General features: G+C 70.2%; 24 protein-coding genes. 12 read left to right on the forward strand and 12 right to left on the reverse strand.

Translation table 11 applies throughout. The features are described 5' to 3' along the window. The first annotated feature begins 56 nt into the window (after positions 1-56). From ACIA6T_RS15960 to ACIA6T_RS15985, 6 genes are all read left to right on the forward strand, one after another. Positions 57-593, forward strand: a complete 537-nt coding sequence (locus ACIA6T_RS15960; RefSeq protein ID WP_399447234.1) for a hypothetical protein — start codon at positions 57-59, stop codon at positions 591-593. A gap of 124 nt (positions 594-717) precedes the next feature. Further along, positions 718-2421, forward strand: coding sequence for a cytochrome c oxidase subunit I (ctaD, locus tag ACIA6T_RS15965; protein WP_399447086.1), 1704 nt, complete (start codon positions 718-720; stop codon positions 2419-2421). Positions 2422-2424: 3 nt separating this feature from the next. Beyond that, the gene (locus tag ACIA6T_RS15970) at positions 2425-2952 is read left to right on the forward strand and encodes a hypothetical protein (RefSeq protein ID WP_399447087.1); all 528 of its coding nucleotides are present in this window, start codon (positions 2425-2427) and stop codon (positions 2950-2952) included. A 133-nt stretch (positions 2953-3085) separates the two neighbouring features. Next, a complete protein-coding gene (locus ACIA6T_RS15975) occupies positions 3086-3670 on the forward strand; it encodes a dihydrofolate reductase family protein (protein ID WP_399447088.1) in 585 nt (194 codons plus the stop codon). Positions 3671-3696: 26 nt separating this feature from the next. Next, positions 3697-3894 carry a hypothetical protein gene (locus tag ACIA6T_RS15980; protein ID WP_399447089.1) on the forward strand — a complete coding sequence of 66 codons (198 nt, stop codon included), beginning with the start codon at positions 3697-3699 and terminating at the stop codon, positions 3892-3894. A 9-nt stretch (positions 3895-3903) separates the two neighbouring features. Next, entirely contained in the window at positions 3904-4131 is a 228-nt protein-coding gene (locus ACIA6T_RS15985; RefSeq protein WP_399447090.1) for a hypothetical protein, read from the forward strand. On the opposite strand, the gene ACIA6T_RS15990 is transcribed toward ACIA6T_RS15985, so the two are convergent. The 4 genes from ACIA6T_RS15990 to sodN all read right to left on the reverse strand — a co-directional run bounded on the left by ACIA6T_RS15990 (position 4128) and on the right by sodN (position 6312). Continuing rightward, complete coding sequence (locus ACIA6T_RS15990; protein WP_399447091.1) at positions 4128-4871, reverse strand: VOC family protein; 744 nt, start codon at positions 4869-4871, stop codon at positions 4128-4130. The genes ACIA6T_RS15985 and ACIA6T_RS15990 overlap by 4 nt on opposite strands. A 29-nt stretch (positions 4872-4900) precedes the next feature. Next, on the reverse strand, positions 4901-5332 hold the full coding sequence (locus tag ACIA6T_RS15995; protein ID WP_399447092.1) for a VOC family protein: 432 nt from the start codon (positions 5330-5332) through the stop codon (positions 4901-4903). A gap of 9 nt (positions 5333-5341) precedes the next feature. After that, complete coding sequence (locus ACIA6T_RS16000; RefSeq protein WP_399447093.1) at positions 5342-5764, reverse strand: helix-turn-helix transcriptional regulator; 423 nt, start codon at positions 5762-5764, stop codon at positions 5342-5344. 152 nt (positions 5765-5916) lie between these two features. After that, entirely contained in the window at positions 5917-6312 is a 396-nt protein-coding gene (gene sodN, locus ACIA6T_RS16005) for a superoxide dismutase, Ni (protein ID WP_004983535.1), read from the reverse strand. Between the two features lie 146 nt (positions 6313-6458). On the opposite strand from sodN, the gene sodX reads away from it, so the two are divergent. Further along, a complete protein-coding gene (gene sodX, locus ACIA6T_RS16010) occupies positions 6459-6893 on the forward strand; it encodes a nickel-type superoxide dismutase maturation protease (protein WP_399447094.1) in 435 nt (144 codons plus the stop codon). Here sodX and ACIA6T_RS16015 read toward each other — a convergent pair. Continuing rightward, the gene (locus ACIA6T_RS16015; RefSeq protein ID WP_399447095.1) at positions 6776-7426 is read right to left on the reverse strand and encodes a CGNR zinc finger domain-containing protein; all 651 of its coding nucleotides are present in this window, start codon (positions 7424-7426) and stop codon (positions 6776-6778) included. The two genes, sodX and ACIA6T_RS16015, sit on opposite strands and share 118 nt — an antisense overlap. A gap of 100 nt (positions 7427-7526) precedes the next feature. Between ACIA6T_RS16015 and ACIA6T_RS16020 the strand changes: the two genes are divergently transcribed. Beyond that, positions 7527-8297, forward strand: coding sequence for a class I SAM-dependent methyltransferase (locus tag ACIA6T_RS16020; RefSeq protein WP_399447096.1), 771 nt, complete (start codon positions 7527-7529; stop codon positions 8295-8297). Between the two features lie 59 nt (positions 8298-8356). On the opposite strand, the gene ACIA6T_RS16025 is transcribed toward ACIA6T_RS16020, so the two are convergent. The 3 genes from ACIA6T_RS16025 to ACIA6T_RS16035 are packed head-to-tail and all read right to left on the reverse strand — an operon-like array spanning position 8357 to position 11069. Then, positions 8357-9133, reverse strand: a complete 777-nt coding sequence (locus ACIA6T_RS16025; RefSeq protein ID WP_399447097.1) for an amino acid ABC transporter ATP-binding protein — start codon at positions 9131-9133, stop codon at positions 8357-8359. Then, positions 9130-10068 (reverse strand): amino acid ABC transporter permease, encoded by a 939-nt coding sequence (locus ACIA6T_RS16030; protein WP_399447099.1) that lies wholly within the window; start codon positions 10066-10068, stop codon positions 9130-9132. The genes ACIA6T_RS16025 and ACIA6T_RS16030 overlap by 4 nt, the downstream gene beginning before the upstream one ends. Positions 10069-10106: 38 nt before the next feature. Beyond that, positions 10107-11069: an ABC transporter substrate-binding protein gene (locus ACIA6T_RS16035; RefSeq protein WP_399447100.1), complete on the reverse strand. Its 963-nt coding sequence runs from the start codon at positions 11067-11069 to the stop codon at positions 10107-10109. Positions 11070-11652: 583 nt separating this feature from the next. Between ACIA6T_RS16035 and ACIA6T_RS16040 the strand changes: the two genes are divergently transcribed. From ACIA6T_RS16040 to ACIA6T_RS16055, 4 genes are all read left to right on the forward strand, one after another. Then, on the forward strand, positions 11653-12891 hold the full coding sequence (locus ACIA6T_RS16040) for an NADP-dependent malic enzyme (protein WP_399447101.1): 1239 nt from the start codon (positions 11653-11655) through the stop codon (positions 12889-12891). Between the two features lie 176 nt (positions 12892-13067). After that, on the forward strand, positions 13068-14033 hold the full coding sequence (locus ACIA6T_RS16045) for a zinc-binding dehydrogenase (protein ID WP_399447102.1): 966 nt from the start codon (positions 13068-13070) through the stop codon (positions 14031-14033). Positions 14034-14133: 100 nt separating this feature from the next. Beyond that, the gene (locus ACIA6T_RS16050) at positions 14134-14343 is read left to right on the forward strand and encodes a helix-turn-helix domain-containing protein (RefSeq protein WP_361745123.1); all 210 of its coding nucleotides are present in this window, start codon (positions 14134-14136) and stop codon (positions 14341-14343) included. Continuing rightward, positions 14343-14906: a Clp protease N-terminal domain-containing protein gene (locus ACIA6T_RS16055; protein ID WP_399447103.1), complete on the forward strand. Its 564-nt coding sequence runs from the start codon at positions 14343-14345 to the stop codon at positions 14904-14906. The genes ACIA6T_RS16050 and ACIA6T_RS16055 overlap by 1 nt, the downstream gene beginning before the upstream one ends. Positions 14907-15329: 423 nt before the next feature. Here ACIA6T_RS16055 and ACIA6T_RS16060 read toward each other — a convergent pair whose 3' ends face one another. The 4 genes from ACIA6T_RS16060 to ACIA6T_RS16075 form a co-directional block, all read right to left on the reverse strand. Next, positions 15330-16367 (reverse strand): helix-turn-helix transcriptional regulator, encoded by a 1038-nt coding sequence (locus tag ACIA6T_RS16060; RefSeq protein ID WP_399447104.1) that lies wholly within the window; start codon positions 16365-16367, stop codon positions 15330-15332. A gap of 1 nt (position 16368) precedes the next feature. Continuing rightward, positions 16369-17241, reverse strand: a complete 873-nt coding sequence (locus ACIA6T_RS16065) for a DUF4097 family beta strand repeat-containing protein (protein WP_399447106.1) — start codon at positions 17239-17241, stop codon at positions 16369-16371. 590 nt (positions 17242-17831) lie between these two features. Beyond that, on the reverse strand, positions 17832-18011 hold the full coding sequence (locus ACIA6T_RS16070) for a DUF6104 family protein (protein ID WP_023586593.1): 180 nt from the start codon (positions 18009-18011) through the stop codon (positions 17832-17834). An 81-nt stretch (positions 18012-18092) separates the two neighbouring features. Next, positions 18093-21944, reverse strand: a complete 3852-nt coding sequence (locus ACIA6T_RS16075; protein ID WP_399447107.1) for a multifunctional oxoglutarate decarboxylase/oxoglutarate dehydrogenase thiamine pyrophosphate-binding subunit/dihydrolipoyllysine-residue succinyltransferase subunit — start codon at positions 21942-21944, stop codon at positions 18093-18095. Positions 21945-22204: the final 260 nt, after the last annotated feature.

Here is a 22204-nt window from a genome sequence, read left to right on the forward strand (position 1 = left end):
GGCCGTACCGAGGGATCCGGCGGGTGTCGGACGACGAGGCCGGCGGGGGCGTGACGATGACGACGACGGGCGACGGCGGCACGACGGGCGGGAACATCGCGGTGGTGGGGCACGCCGACCTGACCCCGGACACGCTCCTGCTGGTGGAGTCCGCGTTGCGGACCCGGCTGGCGCGGCGGCCCGCCCCGGCCGTGGCCATGGTGCGCACCGGCGCGGGAACGCCACTGGCGTCCGGCCGGGCCGCGCGGGCGTCGGGGTGTCCGCTGGCCGTGGTGATCCCCACGCGTATCGGAGTGCCCGCCCTGCCGCCCCGGCGGGACCGGATGGCGGCCGGTGAACTGCTGACCCTCGCCGACGAGGTGCGCCTGCTGACCTACGACCCGGTGGACCGCGACTCCTGCATCGGCGCGGACGAACGGCTCGTCGCCTCCAGCGGTCTCCTCCTGGCCGTCTGGGACGGCTCCCCGTCCGACGGCTGCGACGCCACCGCCCACCTGGTGACCTACGCCCGGGCCCGGGGTGTCCCCGTGGAGATCGTGTGGCCCGCGGGGGCGGCCCGGGAAGCACCGTCAGCCCTCCGCGCGGAGGGCTGACGGCGGGAACAGGGACCATTGGCCCCTGCCCGGAGGCCCCCGCAGGGACCCTTCGACCCATGTGGACACCTCTCCCCGCCGTCGATCATGGGCGCGCGAAACAGCTTGGGGAGGAAGACGTCCGGTGGACGAGATACACATGGAGAAGGTCGAAGCCACGGAGGACGGACGGCCCCGTCCGGTGCCGCCGTCCGAAGGGACCACCGCCGGGGCACCCGCGGTGCGCCGGGCCGCGTGGGTGGACTGGCTGACCACCACCGACCACAAGAAGATCGGCACGCTGTACCTGGTCAGCGCGTTCGTGTTCTTCATCGTCGGCGGGGTCATGGCGCTGATGATGCGCGCGGAACTCGCCCGGCCGGGCCTGCAGATCATGTCGAACGAGCAGTTCAACCAGGCGTTCACGATGCACGGCTCGATCATGCTGCTGATGTTCGCGATGCCGCTGTTCACGGGCTTCGCGAACTGGATCATGCCGCTGCAGATCGGCGCGCCCGACGTGGCGTTCCCGCGGCTGAACATGCTGGCCTTCTGGCTGTTCCTGTTCGGCTCCTCGATCGCCGCCGCCGGTTTCCTCACCCCGGGAGGAGCCGCCGACTTCGGCTGGTTCCTGTACGCCCCGCTGTCGAACGCGGTCTACTCACCGGGCATCGGGGCCGACCTGTGGATCATGGGCGTTGCCCTGTCCGGTTTCGGCTCGATCCTGGGCGCGGTCAACTTCATCACCACGATCATCTGCATGCGCGCGCCCGGTATGACGATGTTCCGCATGCCGATCTTCACCTGGAACGTGCTGCTGACGGCGCTGCTGGTGCTGATCGTGTTCCCGGTGCTGGCGGCGGCGCTGTTCGCGCTGGAGTGCGACCGGAAGTTCGGCAGCCACATCTTCGACTCGGCCAACGGCGGGGCACTGCTGTGGCAGCACCTGTTCTGGTTCTTCGGCCATCCCGAGGTGTACATCCTGGCGCTGCCGTTCTTCGGCATCGTCTCCGAGGTGATCCCGGTCTTCTCCCGCAAGCCGATGTTCGGCTACATGGGCCTGATCGGCGCGACCATCGCCATCGCCGGCCTCTCGGTGACCGTGTGGGCGCACCACATGTACGTCACGGGCGGTGTGCTGCTGCCGTTCTTCGCCTTCATGACGATGCTGATCGCGGTGCCGACGGGCGTGAAGTTCTTCAACTGGATCGGCACCATGTGGAAGGGCAGTCTGTCCTTCGAGACCCCGATGCTGTGGACGCTGGGCTTCCTGACCACCTTCCTCTTCGGCGGTCTGACCGGTGTCATCCTGGCCTCGCCCCCGCTGGACTTCCACGTCTCCGACACCTACTTCGTCGTCGCGCACTTCCACTACACCGTCTTCGGCACGGTCGTGTACGCGATGTTCGCCGGATTCCACTTCTGGTGGCCGAAGTTCACCGGCAAGATGCTCGACGAACGCCTCGGGAAGATCACCTTCTGGACGCTGACGGTGGGCTTCCACCTGACCTTCCTGGTGCAGCACTGGCTGGGTGTCGAGGGCATGCCCCGCCGCTACGCCGACTACCTCGCCGCCGACGGCTTCACCGCCCTGAACACCCTGTCCTCCATCGGGTCGTTCCTGCTCGGCATGTCGATCCTGCCGTTCTTCTACAACATCTGGAAGACGGCCAAGTACGGCAAGCCGGTCGGCGTCGACGACCCCTGGGGCTACAGCCGCTCCCTGGAGTGGGCGACCTCCTGTCCGCCCCCGCGGCACAACTTCACCACCCTGCCGAAGATCCGCAGCGAGTCCCCGGCGTTCGACCTGCACCACCCCGAGATCGCCGCGCTCGAATCGGCGGGGTGAGCCGTGCTGCAGCCCGTTCTGGCCCTCGGGTGCGCGGCGGTGACGGCCGCCGGCAGCGTCTGGTACCTGCCGGCCCTCACCGACCTGCGCGCCGGAGCCGACCGGCCGCTGTCCCGCCGTACGGCGGCGCTCGCCTGCCTGACCGCCTGGGGCACCCTCGGGGTGATCGCCCTGCTGCTGCTCGTGGCCACGGCGTGGTGGATGCCGGCTGGGGTGGCGGTCGTGGGTGGTACGGCCGCCGCCGCCCTGCGGACCGATGCCGCCGTGCGGCGCGCCGGTGAGCAGCGGGAGGCGGCCCGGCAGTGGGCGCAGTTGCCGCACGCCCCGCTGCCCGCCGACGCCCACCGCTCGCGTGGCGCGGTCGCCGCCCTGGCCGTCGCCGGTCCGGTCGCGGGAGCGGCGGCCGCCGTCGTCCTCGGTGTGACCGTCACGGTCCCGGCCCTGGTCGTGGGCCTCTTCCTGGTGATCGCCGTACGACACACCCGTATGGTCCGCCGTACGACGGCGAGCCATGGACACCACAGGCCCTAGGCGTCAGGGCCGCCCATATGCGGAATCCTCCCACCCACTTGCCCCTGATTCGGTAAACCTCCTTGCACCACTACAAGTGAAGTACTACAACTGGAGTTGTTCAGACGAAGGCAGCCCACGGAAAGAGGCCGCGTTGCGAAAGCTCACGTACTACATCGCCTGCTCCATCGACGGCTTCATCGGGGACCCGGAGGGTGACGCGTCGGCGATGTTCGCCTTCGTCGACGATGAGTTCTTCGGATTCCTCGCGGCGGAGTACCCCGAGACCATCCCGACCCCCGGCCGCAGGCAGAGGAACATCGACGACCTGCCGAACAAGCGGTTCGACACGATCGTCCAGGGCCGGGGCAGCTACGACCTGGCCCTGAAGGAGGGCATCACCAGCCCCTACGCCCACCTGCGCGAATACGTCGCCTCCCGCACGCTGGGGGAGTCGCCCGACCCCAACGTCGAGATCATCGCGGACGACCTGGTCGGCCGGGTGCGCGCGCTGAAGGCGGAGGACAGCGCGTACGACATCTACCTGTGCGGCGGGGCCAGGCTCGCCGGCGAACTGGCCGACGAGATCGACGAACTGATCATCAAGACGTACCCCATCGTGCAGGGCTCCGGCATGCCGATGTTCGACTCCGGCTTCGCGATCACGCAGTTCGCGCTGGAGTCGGTGCGCTCGTTCGGCAACGGTGTGCTGGTGCGGACGTACAGCAGGAAGCGCTGAACCCGCTCCGGGCCTACCCTGGGGACATGGACAGCGAACAACCCGTCTGTCCCGCCTGCGGACAGCCGGTGGAGACGGTGGTCCGGCGCCACAAGACACTGGGCGTGTGGGTCCCGGTGTGGACGCACGGCCCGTGCCGCAACCCGAGGTGCCGGGAATCCCGCTCCCACGAAGCGGACGCGGAGGCAGGGGAAGCCGTGAGCCAGGCACCCACCAAGCGCTAGCGTTGCGGCATGGGCGCGGTGGGGCGGTGGGGTGTGGGCATCTGGACGGCCGTCGTGATCGTCGGAGGCGGACTGACCCTGTGGCTGCAGGACGAGACCGAACCGCCGTCCCCGGCCGGCTGGGAAAGGACGGACCCGAGCACGACCCCCCACCTCCCGGAGTGCCCGGTCCCCGAGCCGCCGCCGGACGTCGAGGAAGGCCTGGTGGCCGTCGTCTGCCCCGGCACCACCGACTAGTCCGGCCGGCGGGCCAGTCCGCCCGTCTCCGGATCACGGCCGGTCAGGCAGTACGTGCCGCCCGCCGGGTCCCGCATCACCGTCCAGTGGCCGAACGCGGCCACGCACACCGCACCCAGCTCCTCGTGGAGCGCCCGGGTCGCCCCGATGTCGGCGCAGGCGAGGTCCAGATGGGCGGAGACCGGCCGTTCCTTCTCCAGCCGCTGGAGCAGGACGCGCACGGGCAGCCCGGCCGGCGGCCTGACCACATGGAACTCCGGGAGCGAACCGGGTGCCGAGTTCCAGCCGGGCAACAGCCCACTCCAGAAGGCGACTTCAGCGTCGTAGCCGGACGGCGGAAGATCGAGGCACACCTGGTCCAGACGGCTGCCGTGCACGACGGGCGGCCGTACCGACTCCCCCTGCCAGGGCACCGCGCAGAACGACTGCCCCGCGGGCGACCGCAGCACGGCCCACCCCTCGTGCTCGCCGACCGTCTCCGCGCCCAGCCGCGACGCGTGCGCCACGAACTCCGTTACGTCGTCCACGGAGAAGTCGAGATGGGCGCCGCCCCCGCCCGAGACGACCCCCTGGAGCTTGACGCAGGCGTCGGCGCCGTCCGCCAGCAGGGTGACGAACTCCCCTTCGTCCCCCCGGACTTCGGAAAGCCGTGTGCCCGTGACCGCCGTCCAGAACTCGGCGGCCGGGGCGGACTGAGGGACGGGGCGGTCGATGAAGGCGTACGTCCAGCGGATGTTCATCGCCCGATCGTAGAGCGAGCGCCGCGCGACTACTTGGGCCTGGGCCGTTCCATGAACCGCAGCATGTTCCCCGCCGGGTCACGGAACGCGCAGTCACGCACCCCGTACGGCTGTTCCACCGGCTCCTGGAGCACATCCACACCGGCGGCGCGGACGCGCTCGAAGAGGGCGTCGCAGTCGGTGGTGGTGAAGTTGACCCCGCGCAGCATGCCCTTGGCCAGCAGTTCGGCCATCGCCTGCTTGTCACCGGGGGAGGCGTCCGGGTTCGCGGCGGGCGGTTCCAGCACGATCTCCACGTCCGGCTGTTCCGGCGAGGCGACCGTCACCCAGCGCATCCCCTCGAACCCCACGTCGTTGCGGACTTCGAGACCGAGCACGTCACGGTAGAAGGCCAGCGCCTTGTCGTGGTCGTCGACGGCGATGAAGCACTGGGCGAGCCGTACGTCGTTTCCTGTGTCCATGCGCCCACGCTAGAAGGTTTCGCCAGGATCGACACGTGCCCGGCCCCGGACCGGCCGGGTGTACATCCGCGCCACGCACGGCGGAATGACCGCGCTCTCCTCGTGCGACCGGGCCCGGTACGCGCTCGGCGTCTCCCCGACCAGCTCGGTGAACCGCGAGCTGAACGACCCGAGCGAGGTGCAGCCGACCGCGAGGCACACCTCCGTCACCGTGAGATCGCCCCGCCGCAGCAACGCCTTGGCGCGCTCGATGCGCCGGGTCATGAGATAGGCGTACGGCGTCTGCCCGTACGCCTCGCGGAAGCTGCGCTGGAAGTGTCCGGCCGACATCAGCGCGGTCCGCGCCAGCTCCGGGACGTCGAGCGGCTCGGCGTACTCCCGGTCCATCCGGTCCCGGGCCCGCCGCAGCCGCACCAGATCCTCCAGCTCCATCCGCCCAGCATCCCACGGCCCGCGTGACCGCGGCAGCCGTCCCGCGTACGCCGAAGGGCCCCGGCCGCACGGAGACGGCACGGGACCCTTCGAAGTGTCCGCCGACCCGCGACGGTGTACCGATCGCCGGTCGTCGCGCGGGTCGGGCCGGGTCAGGCCTTCTTGGTCTCCCAGAAGATCTTGTCGATCTGGGCGATGTAGTCCAGCGCCTTCTGGCCGGTGGCCGGGTCCGTGGACGCCTTGGCGGCCGAGAGGGCCTTCAGGGTGTCGTTGACCAGCTGGTGCAGCTCCGGGTACTTCTCGAAGTGCGGGGGCTTGAAGTAGTCGCTCCACAGCACGGAGACATGGTGCTTCGCCAGCTCGGCGCGCTGCTCCTTGATGACCGTGGCACGGGCCTGGAAGTGCGGGTCGTCGTTGCCGGCCATCTTCTCCTGGACGGCCTTCACCGACTCCGCCTCGATGCGGGCCTGGGCCGGGTCGTACACGCCGCAGGGCAGGTCGCAGTGGGCGCTGACCTTGACCTTGGGGGCAAACAGGCGGGAAAGCATGGAGCGTTTCCTTCCTCGTGATCGTCTTCTCACACTGGACATTACTCCGTGACGGACGGCTTTTCGCGGGTGCCCCCGCGGGCTTAGGACAAAAGTCCGGGGTGAGACTGGGACTGGTGGAGGACGAACCGGGGAGGTGCCGGGAGATGCCGGAGCTGTCGCAGGACGCCGAGCGGGCGAGGGCGCCGCTGCCCTTCGGGGTGGCCGAGGTGACCGGGCCGTCCATGGTGCCCACGCTGCACCACGGGGACCGGCTCCTGGTGCACTACGGCGCCCGGGTCAAACGCGGGGACGTGATCGTGCTGCGGCATCCGTTCCAGCAGGACCTGCTCGTCGTCAAGCGGGCCGCCGAGCGGCGCGACGGCGGCTGGTGGGTGCTCGGGGACAACGCGTTCGCGGGCGGCGACAGCACCGACTACGGGGTGGTGCCCGACGAGCTGGTGCTCGGCCGGGTCCGCTTCCGTTACCGGCCGCGCGGCTCCGAGCGGCGTTCGCCGCTGGCCGTGGTGGGCTGGGTGCTGTCGTCGGCCCGGCCCGTGCTCTCCGGCCGGTCGGCCTCCAGGCGTTTGCGGGCGCGGTAGGCGGCCACGTTGGCGCGGGTGGCGCAGCGGTCGGAGCAGTAGCGGCGGGAGCGGTTGGTGGAGGTGTCCAGGTAGGCGTTGCGGCAGGGCGACGCCTCGCACAGGCCGAGACGGTCCACGCCGTACTCGGTGAGGTGGAAGGCCAGGCCCATCGCGGCGATGGCGGCGTAGCCGGCGGTGGCGTTGGACGGGTGGTCGGCCAGGTGCATGTGCCACAGCGGGCGGCCGTCGTCGTCGCGGAAGTCGTGGCCGGAGATCTGCGGGCTGACCGGGAACTCCAGCAGCAGTGAGTTCAGCAGGTCGACGGCGAGGGTCTCGTCGCCGCCGTCCGCCGCCTCGAAGACCGAGCGGAGCCTGGCCCGGACCGAGCGGAACCGCGTCACATCGGCGTCGGTGGTGCGCCGGGCGGCCGACTGGTTGGCGCCGAACAGATCGCGGACGGCCTCGACCGAGGTCAGTGTGTCCTTCCCCCGGGCCGGTTCCTCGGTGTTGACGAGGCGTACGGCGTAATCCGAGTAATAGGCCAGTTCCACTTGTAGTCCTTACGCAGGGGATCTATCGTCAGGAGCGCGGTCTTGTAATGGACGATTCCGCACCCAGGGTATTACGGGACGTATGCGAGGGAGGCGCTCGATGACGGACGCGGACACCACCACGGCCGCCGCCGACTGGCGGGCCTGGCAGGAGAGCTGGGACCGGCAGCAGGAGTGGTACATGCCGGACCGCGAGGAACGCTTCCGGGTCATGCTCGACATGGTGGAGGCCCTCGTCGGCACCGCGCCGCGCGTGCTCGACCTCGCCTGCGGCACGGGCAGCATCACCGCCCGGCTGTTCGACCGGTTCCCGGACGCCACCAGCACCGGCGTCGACCTGGACCCGGCGCTGCTCGCCATCGCGGAGGGCACGTTCGAGGGGGACGAGCGGGTCTCCTTCGTGACGGCCGACCTCAAGGACCCCGAGTGGCCGGCGAAACTGCCGTACGACTCCTACGACGCCGTGCTGACCGCGACCGCCCTCCACTGGCTGCACCGGGAACCCCTCGCGGATCTCTACGGGCACATCGCGGGGCTCGTCCGCGACGGCGGTGTCTTCATGAACGCGGACCACATGATCGACGACACGACGCCCCGGATCAACGCGGCCGAGCGCGCCCTGCGCCACGCCCGTATGGATCGGGCCAAGTCGGACGGTGCCCTCGACTGGGCCCAGTGGTGGCAGCTCGCGGCGGAGGACCCGGTCCTCGCCGGACCGACGGCCCGCCGGTTCGAGATCTACGGCGAACACGCCGACGGCGACATGCCGCCGGCCGCGTGGCACGCGCGCGTGCTGCGCGAGAAGGGGTTCGGCGAGGCGCGGGCGGTGTGGTGCTCGCCGTCGGACACCCTGCTGCTGGCGCTGAAGTAGCCGGAGGGGAACGCGAAGGGGCGGTACGGACCGGCCGTACCGCCCCTTCGCGTGTCCGCTCAGAGCACCTTGGACAGGAACGCCTTCGTGCGCTCGTGCTGCGGGTCGGTCAGGACGTCGCGCGGGTTGCCCGACTCGACCACCACACCGCCGTCCATGAAGACCAGGCTGTCGCCCACCTCGCGGGCGAAGCCCATCTCGTGGGTGACGACGACCATCGTCATGCCGGACTCGGCGAGGTCGCGCATGACGTCGAGGACGTCACCGACCAGCTCCGGGTCGAGCGCCGAGGTCGGCTCGTCGAAGAGCATCAGCTTGGGGTCCATCGCGAGCGCCCGCGCGATCGCCACCCGCTGCTGCTGGCCGCCGGAGAGCTGCGAGGGGTAGTTCCGGGCCTTGTCGCCGAGGCCCACGCGCTCCAGGAGCTGCATCGCGCGCTCCCTGGCCTGCCCCTTGCCCACGCCCTTGACCTGGACCGGCGCCTCCATGACGTTCTCGACGGCCGTCATGTGCGGGAACAGGTTGAAGCGCTGGAAGACCATGCCGATGTCCCGGCGCTTGAGGGCGACCTCGCTGTCCTTGAGCTCGTACAGCTTGTCGCCCTTCTGGCGGTAGCCGACCAGCTCTCCGTCGACGTACAGACGCCCGGCGTTGATCTTCTCGAGGTGGTTGATACACCTGAGGAAGGTGGACTTGCCGGAGCCGGAGGGGCCGATGAGGCAGAACACCTCGCCGGACTTCACCTCGAGGTCGATGCCCTTGAGGACCTCGACGGAGCCGAAGGACTTGTGGACGCCCTCGGACTTGACCATGGGTGCGTCGGTGGGCTGCGTCATGCCGGGACTCCCTTCGAACGGCGCGTGGGGAGGACCGCGGCCTTGAAGCGCTGGAGGGGCGTCGGCGGCAGGGAGCGGACCGATCCGCGGGCGTAGTAGCGCTCGACGTAGTACTGGCCGACGCTCAGGATCGAGGTCATGATCAGGTACCAGGCGGCGGCGAGGAAGTACATCTCCACCGGTGAGCCCGAGTTCTGACCGATGTCCTTGGCCTCCTGGAAGAGGTCGGCGAACTGCACCGCCGAGACGAGCGAGGTCGTCTTCAGCATGTTGATGACCTCGTTGCCGGTGGGCGGCACGATCACCCGCATCGCCTGCGGGACGACGATCCGGCGCAGCGTCTTGGCGCGGCTCATGCCGAGCGCGTGCGACGCCTCGGTCTGGCCCTCGTCGACCGAGAGCAGGCCTGCCCGGCAGATCTCGGACATGTAGGCGGCCTCGTTGAGACCCAGGCCGAGCAGCGCCGTCAGCAGCGGCGTCATGAAGGACGCCCAGTAGTCCTTGTAGATCGGCCCGAGGTTGATGTACTCGAAGACCAGCCCGAGGTTGAACCAGACGAAGAGCTGGACCAGGACCGGGGTGCCACGGAAGAACCAGATGTAGAACCAGGCGAGGGACGAGGTCACCGGGTTCTTGGACAGGCGCATCACGGCGAGCAGGATGCCGCCGACGATGCCGATCACCATCGACAGCACGGTCAGGAGCAGGGTGTTCCAGACACCGTGCAGGATCCGGTCGTCGAAGAAGTAGTCGGGGATCGCGCCCCAGTTGATCTTGCCTTGCGCGAAGGCGTAGACGACCGCGCCCAGGAGGGCGAGGGCGACGACCGCGGACACGTACCGCCCCGGGTGCCGGACCGGAATGGCCTTGATGGCCTCCGGCCCGGCGGAGGGCGTCGCGCCGGGACCGTCCGTCTTGTTGACGTCAGCAGTCACGGGTGGAGCCTTTCAGAGCCGAGTCGAACGAGGCTGGTTCAGGAACCGCCGTTGATCTTGGCCTCGGTGATCGCGCCGTCCGCGACACCCCACTTGTCGACGATCTTCTGGTACTCGCCGTTGTCGATGATGGCCTGGACGGCGGCCTGGAGGGCGTCGCGCAGCTCGGTGTTGCCCTTGGCGACGGCGATGCCGTACGGGCCCGCCTCGACCTGGTCGCCGACGATCTCGAAGTACTCGCCGCCGCCGGAGTTCTTCACGGAGTACGCGGCGATCGGGAAGTCGGCGGAGACGACGTCCGCGCCCTTGGAGCGCATCCGGGTCTCGGCCTCGGGATTGGTGTCGAAGGGCTCGATCTTCAGGGTCTTCTCGCCGGCGTCCGTGCACTTCTTCGCCTGGTCCTTGGCCAGGTCGTGGGAGAAAGTGTTGCGCTGCACGGCCATGGTCCTGCCGCAGAGGTCGTCCCAGGTCTTGATCCCCTGGTTGTCGCCCTTGTTGGTGTACAGCGAGACGCCCGCGGTGAAGTAGTCGACGAAGTCGACGCCCGCGCCGACCTTCTTGCCGGTGTCGGCGTCGACGCCCTCCTGGCGGTCCTTGGTGTCGGTCATGGCCGACATGGCGATGTCGTAGCGGTTGGAGGCGAGACCGCCGACGAGCGTGTCGAAGGTGGCGTTCTGGAACTCGAACGTCACGCCGAGCTGCTTGCCCATCGCGGCCGCGAGGTCCGGGTCGATACCGACCACCTTGCCGGAGCCGTCCTTGAACTCGACCGGCGCGTAGGCGATGTCCGAACCGACCTTGACGACGCCCTTGTCGCGGATCGCCTGAGGGAGCTTGTCGGCCAGCGGGGCCTTGCTCTCGGACTGGCTCTCGCCGGAGCCCTTGTCCTTGGTCTGGTCACCGCAGCCGGTGAGAAGCAGTGCGCCTGCGACCGCGATCGCGCCGGCCGCCGCAAGACGGGAGCGCGCGGCGGTGGTACGACGGGTAGTGCTTGCGGTCATGGTGGGTTCCTCCGGCGGATGGGTGGAGATGCCGATGGGTGGGCCACTGCCGACGGGTATCGGCAGCGCCGCAGGTCGACGAGAACACACGTCTTCGAGTGTCGCGACCTCGTTCGATTACGGCATCTTGCCATTTGGACTGAGCCGTTCAGGGGGCTCGCGATGTCAAAATCGGATAACGGGTGACGCCCGAACCGCACCACTCCGGGACATCTGACCGGACAGTCTGCGGGAATCAGTCGTTCCGGCCGGAAGATCTCCTGGATATCCCAGGATATGGACCCGCGCGCCGTGGGTTTTGCCGTGGTTGTGGGCTTGCTCCTACTTACTCTCGGCCTTGTCCTGATATCGAGCGACAACGCGGGGCCTCGGCATGTGACCTTCGCGTTATGGACTCGTCGCCGACGGCGTCCGTCCGGTAAGAAGGTTCTTTACACCCCTCATCCGGGGCTCAGGGCGCGTGTGCGGCGCGCCCGTCGCGTTCGGCCCGTTCGCATCAACCCTCCGGGCCTTGCGCGGTCCCGCCCACCCCTCACCAGGAGTGGCAACCCTCAAACCATGAACACTTAAGGGGTAAAACCAAGTGGCAGCGGAGATTGTCAATCCTCGCAGCGACAGCGAAAGCCGGAACGGTCGTACGGAGCAGGGCAAAGGGGCCGAGCCCCTTGACTCCTTCGACCCGGCGTTCGCGCTGCACCGCGGCGGCAAGATGGCTGTGCAGGCCACCGTGCCGATCCGCGACAAGGACGATCTGTCCCTGGCTTACACGCCCGGCGTCGCGAAGGTGTGCAGCGCGATCGCCGAGCAGCCGGACCTCGTCCACGACTACACGTGGAAGTCGCAGGTCGTCGCCGTCGTGACGGACGGTACGGCCGTGCTGGGACTCGGTGACATCGGTCCCGAGGCCTCCCTCCCCGTGATGGAGGGCAAGGCCATCCTCTTCAAGCAGTTCGGCGGCGTGGACGCGGTCCCGATCGCCCTGGACTGCACCGACGTGGACGAGATCGTCGAGACCGTGGTCCGGCTCGCCCCGTCCTTCGGCGGGGTGAACCTGGAGGACATCTCGGCGCCCCGCTGCTTCGAGATCGAGAAGCGGCTGCAGGAGCGGCTGGACATCCCGGTCTTCCACGACGACCAGCACGGCACGGCGGTCGTGTCGCTGGCGGCGCTGCGGAACGCGGCGCGGCTGAGCGGACGGACGCTCGGTGAGCTGCGGGCCGTGATCTCGGGCGCGGGCGCCGCGGGTGTCGCGATCGCCAAGATGCTGATCGAGGCCGGTATCGGCGATGTCGCCGTGGCCGACCGCAAGGGCGTCGTGTCGCGGGACCGCGAGGACCTCACGCCGATCAAGGCGGAGCTGGCGTCGTTCACCAACAAGGCCGGCCTCTCCGGATCGCTGGAGTCGGCGCTGGCCGGTGCCGACGTCTTCATCGGAGTCTCCGGCGGCACGGTGCCGGAGCCGGCGGTGGCGTCGATGGCCGAGGGCGCGTTCGTCTTCGCCATGGCCAACCCCGACCCGGAGGTGCACCCGGAGATCGCGCACAAGTACGCGGCGGTCGTGGCCACCGGACGGTCGGACTTCCCGAACCAGATCAACAACGTGCTGGCGTTCCCCGGCATCTTCGCGGGCGCGCTGCAGGTGCGGGCCTCCCGGATCACCGAGGGGATGAAGCTGGCGGCGGCCGAGGCGCTGGCCGCGGTGGTCGGCGACGATCTCGCCGCCGACTACGTCATCCCGTCCCCGTTCGACGAGCGGGTCGCCCCCGCGGTGACGGCGGCGGTGGCCGCTGCCGCCCGGGCGGAGGGTGTCGCCCGCCGCTGAGGCGCGCGGATCACTGGTTGGCCCCGTCCCGGGTGGACGGGGCCAATTTTCCGTGCCGGTTTTCTGTGCCAGGGGCTTGGACCACCCGGGTGGCGGATCCCGTCGTGTGGCAAGAGGGCGTGTCTCACAGCGGGGCCTGGTTCCTTCGGCGGGGCGGGGAACCTATCGTCAAGGTCATGTTCGCTGTCTACGCCGCCCGAATCGACCGCGACCAGCCGCTCTCGGGTCTGGAGTCGGGAGAGCGTCCCGCTCCCGAGGCCCGGCCCGGCTGGAGCACCGTCACGGTCAGGGCCGCCTCCCTCAACCATCATGACCTCTGGTCCCTGCGGGGCGTGGGCCTCGCGGAGGACAAGCTGCCGATGATCCTCGGCTGCGACGCCGCCGGCGTCGACGAGGACGGCAACGAGGTCGTCCTGCACTCGGTGATCGGACAGAGCGGCCACGGGGTGGGTCCCCGCGAGCCCCGGTCCATCCTGACCGAGCGCTACCAGGGCACGTTCGCCGAGCAGGTCGCCGTGCCCACCTGGAACGTCCTGCCCAAGCCGAAGGAGCTCTCCTTCGAGGAGGCCGCCTGTCTGCCGACCGCCTGGCTGACCGCGTACCGGATGCTGTTCACCAACGCCGGGGTGCGGCCCGGGGATTCCGTGCTGGTGCAGGGGGCCGGGGGTGGTGTCGCCACCGCCGCGATCGTGCTCGGCAAGGCGGCGGGGCTGCGGGTCTTCGCCACCAGCCGGGACGAGGCCAAGCGGAAGCGGGCGCTGGAACTCGGGGCCGTGGAGGCCGTGGGGACCGGGGCGCGGCTGCCGCAGCGGGTCGACGCGGTGATCGAGACCGTGGGGGCCGCCACCTGGTCCCACTCGGTGAAGTCGCTGCGTCCCGGCGGCACGTTGGTCATCTCCGGTGCCACCAGTGGTGACCGGCCCTCGCACGCCGAGCTGACCCGGATCTTCTTCCTGGAGCTCAAGGTCGTCGGGTCGACCATGGGCACCAAGGACGAGCTGGAGGATCTGCTCTCCTTCTGCGCCGCCACGGGGGTGCGTCCCGTCATCGACGAGGTGCTGCCCATGGACCGGGCACGGGAGGGCTTCGAACGGATGGATTCCGGCGGGCAGTTCGGCAAGATCGTGCTCACGAATCCCTGAGGGGCGGGGTTCGCTTCGACGGCCGGTCCGGGTCTCCGGGCCGGCCGTCGGCATGTCAATCGGGGTTGACGGCGGGGGAGTGTCAACGTACGTTGACATCATGACTGAGGCAACCGACCTCGCCGAGCGGGCGGGCGATCGTGACCCACGGGTCGGCCTGCGGGCCGTCGCCGCCCTGCGCCGGCTGCTGGAGCAACTGGAGACCGTGCAGGTGCGCAACGCGCGCCAGCAGGGCTGGTCGTGGCAGGAGATCGCCACCGAGCTCGGGGTCAGCAGGCAGGCCGTGCACAAGAAGTACGGGAGGCATTGATGTTCGAGCGGTTCACCAAGGACGCCCGTGACGTGGTGAAGGGGGCGGTCGGGCACGCGGAGGAGACGGGGGCCGAGCGGGTCGGTGCCGAGCATCTGCTGCTGGCCCTGCTCGACCGGGAAGGGAGCCGGGCCTCGTTCGCGCTGGCCGTCCTCGGTGCCGGTGGGCGGCGGGAGTCGGTGCGGGCGGCGCTGGGGGAGGCCCGGCGGCGGGCCGGGCTGACGCAGGCCGAGACCGACGCGCTCGCCGGGCTCGGCATCGACGTGTCGGAGATCGTGGCCCGGGTGGAGGAGGTGCACGGGGCCGGGGCGATGTCCGGCGACCGGAAGGCCGGGGGCCGGCGGACGGGTCACCGGCCCTTCGACCGCGCGGCCAAGGACGTCCTCACGGGCGCCCTGCGCGCCGCCACCGCCCTGCGCGACCGCCGTATCGGCGACGAGCACCTTCTGCTCGCCCTGACCACCCGCCCCGGCGTCCCCGCCGAGGTCCTCGCCGACCACGGAGTGACGTACGAGTCCGTGACCCGGGTCCTCCACGGGGGCGGCGAAGCCAAGGCGGGCTGACATCGGCGTGGGCCCGGCCCGAGGCGGGACGGTCCGAGCCGGTCCGGTCGGGCCCGGGGTGTCCCGCCGGGCCGGGGCTCGTCGGGGGTGGGTGGGCCCAGGGGCTTCGGCTTGGTTTGGGCGGGCAGGGCGGTTGCGGGGCCACGCCACGGTCAGGTCCGGTGCGTTCCTGCCGGGATCGTCAGAGGGGCACCAGTCGGATCAGTGATCCGTGGTGATTCTGCGGCAGATCGGTCACGCGCACGCCCGGCGCCCAGGCGGCATCGGGCACCCTCCTCGGTGAGGTCGCGAGAGCTCACCGGCCGGCGTCCGGAGGGACGTGCCGCGAGGGCTGACAGCTCCCGCTGTACGGCATCGGGGCACGAAGGCGATCGGCTTGCACCTCGGAGCGACACAGGGGATCACTGAGCCGACCGGAGACGCTCACCGCTTCGGCGTGCGCAGGAGCACCCCGATGTGGGCCGCTGCCGTGGACAGGTGGCGGCGGGCGTCGCGGAGTTGGTCCGGGGTGACTCCGTGGTCGCGGGCCGCGTCGCGGATGTCGTCCCGGAAGCGGTCCAGCAGGCGGTCCAGGTCGCGGGCCGGGTCGCCGGTGGAGTCCGAGGCGTCCTCGTGCGCCCAGGCCGGGGTGTAGTCGGCGGGGAAGTCCTCGGGCGTCTCCGAGTACGACGGCTCCGAGGTCTTGTCGGAGGCTCCTGTGCCGGTGCGGCCGAAGGCGAAGTCCTTGCCGAATCCGCTCATCTCCTTGGCCAGTTCACCGAGGCCCTCCCGCAGGCCCGTCGGCCAGTCGCCCCGGGCGAAGTGGTCCTGCACCTGCTCCTGGACCTGGCGCGCGATGCGCTGCACCTCCTCCTGCGCCCTGTCCTGGGCCTCCTTGGCCTGGCGGCGGGCGCGCTGGGCCTCCTCGCGGGAGCGGCGGCTCTCGTCCTTGGCGCGGCGGGCCTGTTCCTTCCACTCCTGCTTGGCGCGGCGCATCTCCTCCTTGGCCGCCTGCCAGGCGTCCTTGTTGCCGAAGACGCCGAAGTCGCCGAAAGCGCCTTCCTCCTCGGTGGACGCCCCGCCCGTACGGCTCTGGCGGGCCCTGCCGGCCGCGGCCCGCATCTCGCGGCGCAGATCGCCCGCCGCGCCGCTGACGTCGGCCCGGATCTCGGCGGCCAGCTCGGCGACCGACTCCCGGATCTCCAGCTCCAGATCGGCCAGCTCGCCGCTGCGGTCGGCCAGTTCGGCGCGGCCGGCGTCCGTGATGGAGTAGACCTTGCGGCCGCCCTCGGTGGTGTGGGTGACCAGGCCCTCCGCCTCCAGCTTGGCCAGGCGCGGGTAGACCGTGCCCGCGGAGGGTGCGTACAGCCCCTGGAAGCGCTCTTCGAGGAGGCGGATCACCTCGTAGCCGTGGCGCGGGGCCTCGTCCAGCAGCTTCAGCAGGTAGAGGCGGAGGCGTCCGTGGGCGAAGACGGGGGGCATGTCAGAGCACCTTCTTGTCGGTCGTACCGGCATTGTCTCCCGCGTCGTCCCGCGGTTCGGGCTCGCCCTGTCCGGCCGGGCGGCGCAGCAGGGCGATGGAGCCGGAGACGGTGGTGGCCCGCAGCTTGCCGCTGCCCGCGCCCAGACGGCCGGTGAGCTTGTGGGCGCCCCACATGCCCTGTACCCGGAGGTCGTCGAAGGCGTTGGAGATCGCGCCGCTCGCGGTGTTGGCCTCCACCTCGGCGTCCGCCGGGTCCGGCAGCCGGATGGCGATCTCGCCCGAGACGCTGGTCAGCTTGACGTCGGTGGGGCCGTCGGGGTCGAGGTCCACGATCATGGAGCCGCTGACCGTGTCCGCCCGTACGGAGGAGCCGGAGCCCTCGACGACGGTGAGGTCGCCGGAGACGGAGGCGAAGCGGAGGTCGCCGGTGACGGACTGGGCCTCCACGCTCCCGGAGACGGTGTCCGCGCGGACGGGGCCGGAGAGGGCGACCAGGGTGGTGTCGCCGGTGACGCCCTTCACCGAGGCGGCGCCCTGGACGCCGGAGACCACGGCGCCGGCGCCGACCACGCCCACCTCGACCCGGGTCCGGGCCGGGACGGCGAGGGAGACCACCGCGCTGCGGTGCCAGCCCTTGCGGTCGAGCCACTTGAGGAAGCCCTTCCAGGGCAGGTCGTCGTAGGCCACCGTGAGGGTGCCGTCCTTCTGGGTGACGACCAGGGGTGGGCCCTCGATCTCGGAGACCTGGAGGTGGGCGGAGGGGGCGTCGGTGCCGACGATGTTCACTGTGCCGTTGACGATGCGGACGTGCAGGGTGCTCACGGGGGTGTCGAAGGTGAGCTTTGTGGGTTCCGCGACGGACCATTCGGGCATGGGGGGACCTCCTGGGAACGTAGCGGTCGACCACGACGCGGCATATCGCGTCTTACGTGATTCACGATATATCGCGGCAGGGGAAAGTCAAGGCACTCGTTCTGGTGATCCGTCGGCTTGTGAGTGTGCCGATGGTGATGTGTGCCGGTGCCGGTGCCGGTGCCGGTGCCGGGCGGGGGGTGTTCGCGCTGCCCGGCGCTTGCGGGGTGCCGTCGCGCCCACCCGTGCCGCCCCAGCGGCACGACTGCCCGCGGGAACGCGGGATGCGGGAACGCGGGATGCGGGAACGCGGGAACGCGGGATGCGGGAACGCGGGAACGCGGGATGCGGGAACGCGGGAACGCGGGATGCGGGAACGCGGGATGCGGGAACGCGGGATGCGGGAACGCGGGAACGCGGGATGCGGGAACGCGGGAACGCGGGAACGCTGGGTGCGGCTGCCCGCAGGAGCGGCGCGTGCGGCTGTCAGCGGCCGCACGCGGTGGGCGGATGGGTGAGGCCGACGCGGTGGGCGGATGGGTGCGGCGGGGGCGCCGCCGCACCGTGGGGTGCTACTCCTCGTCGTCCGGGCGGGCCAGCCAGGTGGGGTGCTACTCCTCGTCCTCGTCGTCCAGGCGGGCCAGCCAGGTGGCCAGGCGTTCTACCGGGACCTCGAAGTCGGGGTTGAGGTCGACGAAGGTGCGGAGCTGTTCGGCCAGCCACTCGAAGGTGACCTCCTCCTCCCCGCGCCGCTTCTCCAGTTCCTCGATGCCACGGTCCGTGAAGTACATGAGGTCAAGGATATGTGCGGGAAAACGGGCGGGCCGCACCCCCCGTGGGAGGGGTGCGGCCCGCGCGCGTACCGCTGCCGGTTACGCCTCGAAGACCTCGCGCACCAGCTGCTCCTGCTCGGCCTGGTGGCGCTTCGCGGAGCCGACCGCCGGGGACGAGCCGTGCGGCCGCGAGATGCGGCGCAGACGCTCGTCGTGCGGGACGTCGGCGCCGACCGCCAGGTCGAGGTGGTCGATCAGGTTGAGCGCGATGAACGGCCAGGCACCCTGGTTCGCCGGCTCCTCCTGGGCCCACAGGTACTTCTCGGCGTTCGGGTACTTCTTGATCTCCGCCTGGAGCTCCGCACCCGGCAGCGGGTACAGGCGCTCGATGCGGATGATCGCGGTGTCCGTCGCGCCGCGCTTCTGCCGCTCGGCCTCCAGGTCGTAGTAGACCTTGCCGGCGGTGAAGACGACCTTCCTGACCGCGGCCGGGTCGACCGAGGCGTCGCCGATGACCGGGCGGAACTGGCCCGTGGTGAACTCCTCCGCCTTCGAGGCCGCGGCCTTCAGGCGCAGCATCGACTTCGGGGTGAAGACGACCAGCGGCTTGTGGTGCGGGTTGTGCACCTGCCACCGCAGGAGGTGGAAGTAGTTCGACGGCGAGGTCGGCATCGCGACCGTCATGTTGTTCTGGGCGCAGAGCTGCAGGAACCGCTCCGGGCGGGCCGAGGAGTGGTCCGGGCCCTGGCCCTCGTAGCCGTGCGGGAGGAGCAGGACCACACCGGAGGTCTGGTTCCACTTCTGCTCGGCCGAGGAGATGAACTCGTCCACGACCGTCTGCGCGCCGTTGACGAAGTCGCCGAACTGCGCCTCCCACAGCACGAGCGCGTCGGGGCGGGCCAGCGAGTAGCCGTACTCGAAGCCCATCGCCGCGTACTCGGACAGCAGGGAGTTGTAGACGTTGAGCCGCGACTGGTCCTCGGAGAGGTACTGCAGCGGCGTGTACTCCTCGCCCGTGCTGCGGTCGATGATGACCGCGTGGCGCTGGCCGAAGGTGCCGCGCTGGGAGTCCTGGCCGGCGAGCCGGACCGGGACACCCTCGAGGAGCAGCGAGCCAAAGGCGAGGGTCTCGCCCATGCCCCAGTCGATGGTGCCGTCCTCGACCATCGACGCCCGGCGCTGGAGCTGCGGCAGCAGACGCGGGTGGACGGTGATGTGGTCGGGGATGTTGACCTGGGACTCGGCGATCCGCTTGACGGTCTCCGTGGTCACCGCGGTGTTCACGGCGACCGGGAACTCGGCCTGCGGCTCGGACGGCAGCGCGGCGGACGGCTGCGAGGTGGCCTCGCGGACCTCGGTGAAGACCTTCTCCAGCTGGCCCTGGTAGTCCTGCAGCGCCTGCTCGGCCTCTTCCAGGGTGATGTCGCCGCGACCGATGAGGGACTCGGTGTACAGCTTGCGCACCGAGCGCTTCTTGTCGATCAGGTCGTACATCAGCGGCTGGGTGAAGGCCGGGTTGTCCGACTCGTTGTGACCACGGCGGCGGTAGCAGATGAGGTCGATCACCACGTCCTTGTTGAACGCCTGGCGGAACTCGAAGGCGAGCCGCGCGACGCGGACCACGGCCTCAGGGTCGTCGCCGTTCACGTGGAAGATCGGGGCCTCGATCATGCGGGCCACGTCCGTCGCGTACATCGACGAGCGCGACGACTCCGGGGCGGCGGTGAAGCCGACCTGGTTGTTGATGACGACGTGGACCGTGCCGCCGGTGCGGTAGCCGCGCAGCTGCGACATGTTCAGGGTCTCGGCCACCACGCCCTGGCCCGCGAAGGCCGCGTCGCCGTGGATCGCCACCGGCAGGACGGTGAAGTCCGTGCCGCCCTTGCCGATGATGTCCTGCTTGGCGCGGGAGACGCCCTCCAGGACCGGGTCGACCGCCTCCAGGTGCGAGGGGTTGGCGACCAGGGAGACCTTGATCTGCTCGCCGTCCAGGCCGGTGAAGGTGCCCTCGGCGCCCAGGTGGTACTTCACGTCGCCGGAGCCGTGCATCGACTTCGGGTCGAGGTTGCCCTCGAACTCGCGGAAGATCTGCGCGTACGACTTGCCGACGATGTTCGCCAGCACGTTCAGCCGGCCGCGGTGGGCCATGCCGATGACGACCTCGTCCAGGCGGGACTCGGCGGCCGAGTCCAGCACCGCGTCCAGCAGCGGGATGACGGACTCGCCGCCCTCCAGGGAGAAGCGCTTCTGGCCGACGTACTTCGTCTGCAGGAAGGTCTCGAAGGCCTCCGCCGCGTTCAGCCGGCGCAGGATGCGCAGCTGCTCCTCGCGCTCCGGCTTGGTGTGCGAGCGCTCGATGCGGTCCTGGATCCACTTGCGCTGCTTGGGGTCCTGGATGTGCATGAACTCGACGCCGGTGGTGCGGCAGTACGAGTCGCGCAGCACGCCGAGGATGTCGCGCAGCTTCATCAGGGACTTGCCGGCGAAGCCGCCGACGGCGAACTCGCGCTCCAGGTCCCACAGGGTGAGGCCGTGCTCGACGATGTCCAGGTCGGGGTGCTTGCGCTGGCGGTACTCCAGCGGGTCGGTGTCGGCCATGACGTGGCCGCGGACCCGGTAGGAGTGGATCAGCTCGAAGACGCGGGCGGCCTTGGTGACGTCGTCGTCGTGGGAGGCGTCGATGTCCTTGAGCCAGCGGACCGGCTCGTAGGGGATGCGCAGCGCCTCGAAGATCTCGTCGTAGAAGTTCTTCTCGCCGAGCAGGAGGTTGGCGACCGCGCGCAGGAACTCGCCGGAGGCGGCGCCCTGGATCACCCGGTGGTCGTAGGTCGACGTGAGCGTCATGACCTTGGAGATGCCGAGCTTGTTCAGGGTGTCCTGGGAGGTGCCCTGGAACTCCGCCGGGTAGTCCATGGAGCCGACGCCCATGATCACCGACTGGCCGGGCATCAGGCGCGGCACGGAGTGGACGGTGCCGAGGCCGCCGGGGTTGGTCAGGGAGACCGTGACGCCGGTGAAGTCGTCCATCGTCAGCTTGTTGTCGCGGGCGCGACGGACGATGTCCTCGTAGGCCTGCCAGAACTCGAAGAAGTTCAGCGTCTCGGCCTTCTTGATGGCCGCGACGACCAGCTGGCGGTCGCCGTTGGGCTTCACCAGGTCGATGGCCAGACCGAGGTTGACGTGCTCCGGCTTCACCAGGGTCGGCTTGCCGTCCACCCGCGCGAACGAGTGGTTCATCGCCGGCATGGCCTTGATGGCCTGCACCATCGCGTAGCCGATGAGGTGCGTGAAGGAGATCTTCCCGCCCCGGGCACGCTTGAGGTGGTTGTTGATGACGATGCGGTTGTCGAACAGGAGCTTCACCGGGACCGCGCGCACGGACGTGGCCGTGGGCAGCTCGAGGGAGGCGTCCATGTTCTTCGCCACGGCGGCGGACGGGCCGCGCAGGGTGACCTGCTCGGGGCCGGTCTTCGCCTCGGTCGCAGACGTTCGCGCGGCGTCAGCCGCTCCAGTGGAGCCGGTGCTTGCACCGGGCTTCGGCTTCGCGGCGGCGGGCGCGGCCGGCGCGGCGGCCTTCGCCGGGGCGGGAGCCGGAGCCTGGGCCGGGGCGGCGGGCGCCTTGGCGGCCGGCTGAGCGGCAGGCGCGGCGGGCCGCGCGGCCGCCGGAGCGGGCGCGGCGGGCTGGGCCGGAGCGGCCGGCTGGGCCGGGGTGGTGGTTCCCGCGGCCCCCGCGGCCGCGGTACCCGCCGGAGCCGAGGTCGCAGGCGCGCCCGGCTTGTAGTCGGCGAAGAAGTCCCACCAGGCTCGGTCCACCGAGTTCGGGTCCTGGAGGTACTGCTGGTAGATCTCGTCGACGAGCCATTCGTTGGCACCGAAGGCCGCAGCGGGGTTCTTACCCGCTTGGTCGGTGTCGGTCGAGATGCTCGAGTTACTGGGGGACTGTGGCGACACGGCGTCAACCGCCCTCTTCCGCTTCGCAAGATGATGGACAGCGGAAATAAAGGCTACGCCCCCAAGAGCGAGAAGGTCAGGCCGGGCCCGTCCATCGTCGTGTAAGTCACATCACGGCGGGTGTTTCGGCGCGGGAAATGGCGGGAAACAACCGTGGTTCCGCGTCTCCGGGCCGGTTCAGGGATCGCTCGGACGGGCCCCGGCGCGCGGTTCGCGCGGGCCTCTGCCCGATCACACGTGTCCGTCAGTGCGAACACGGA

Source organism: Streptomyces sp. NPDC051740, assembly GCF_044453165.1.
GTDB lineage: Bacteria > Actinomycetota > Actinomycetes > Streptomycetales > Streptomycetaceae > Streptomyces > Streptomyces atrovirens.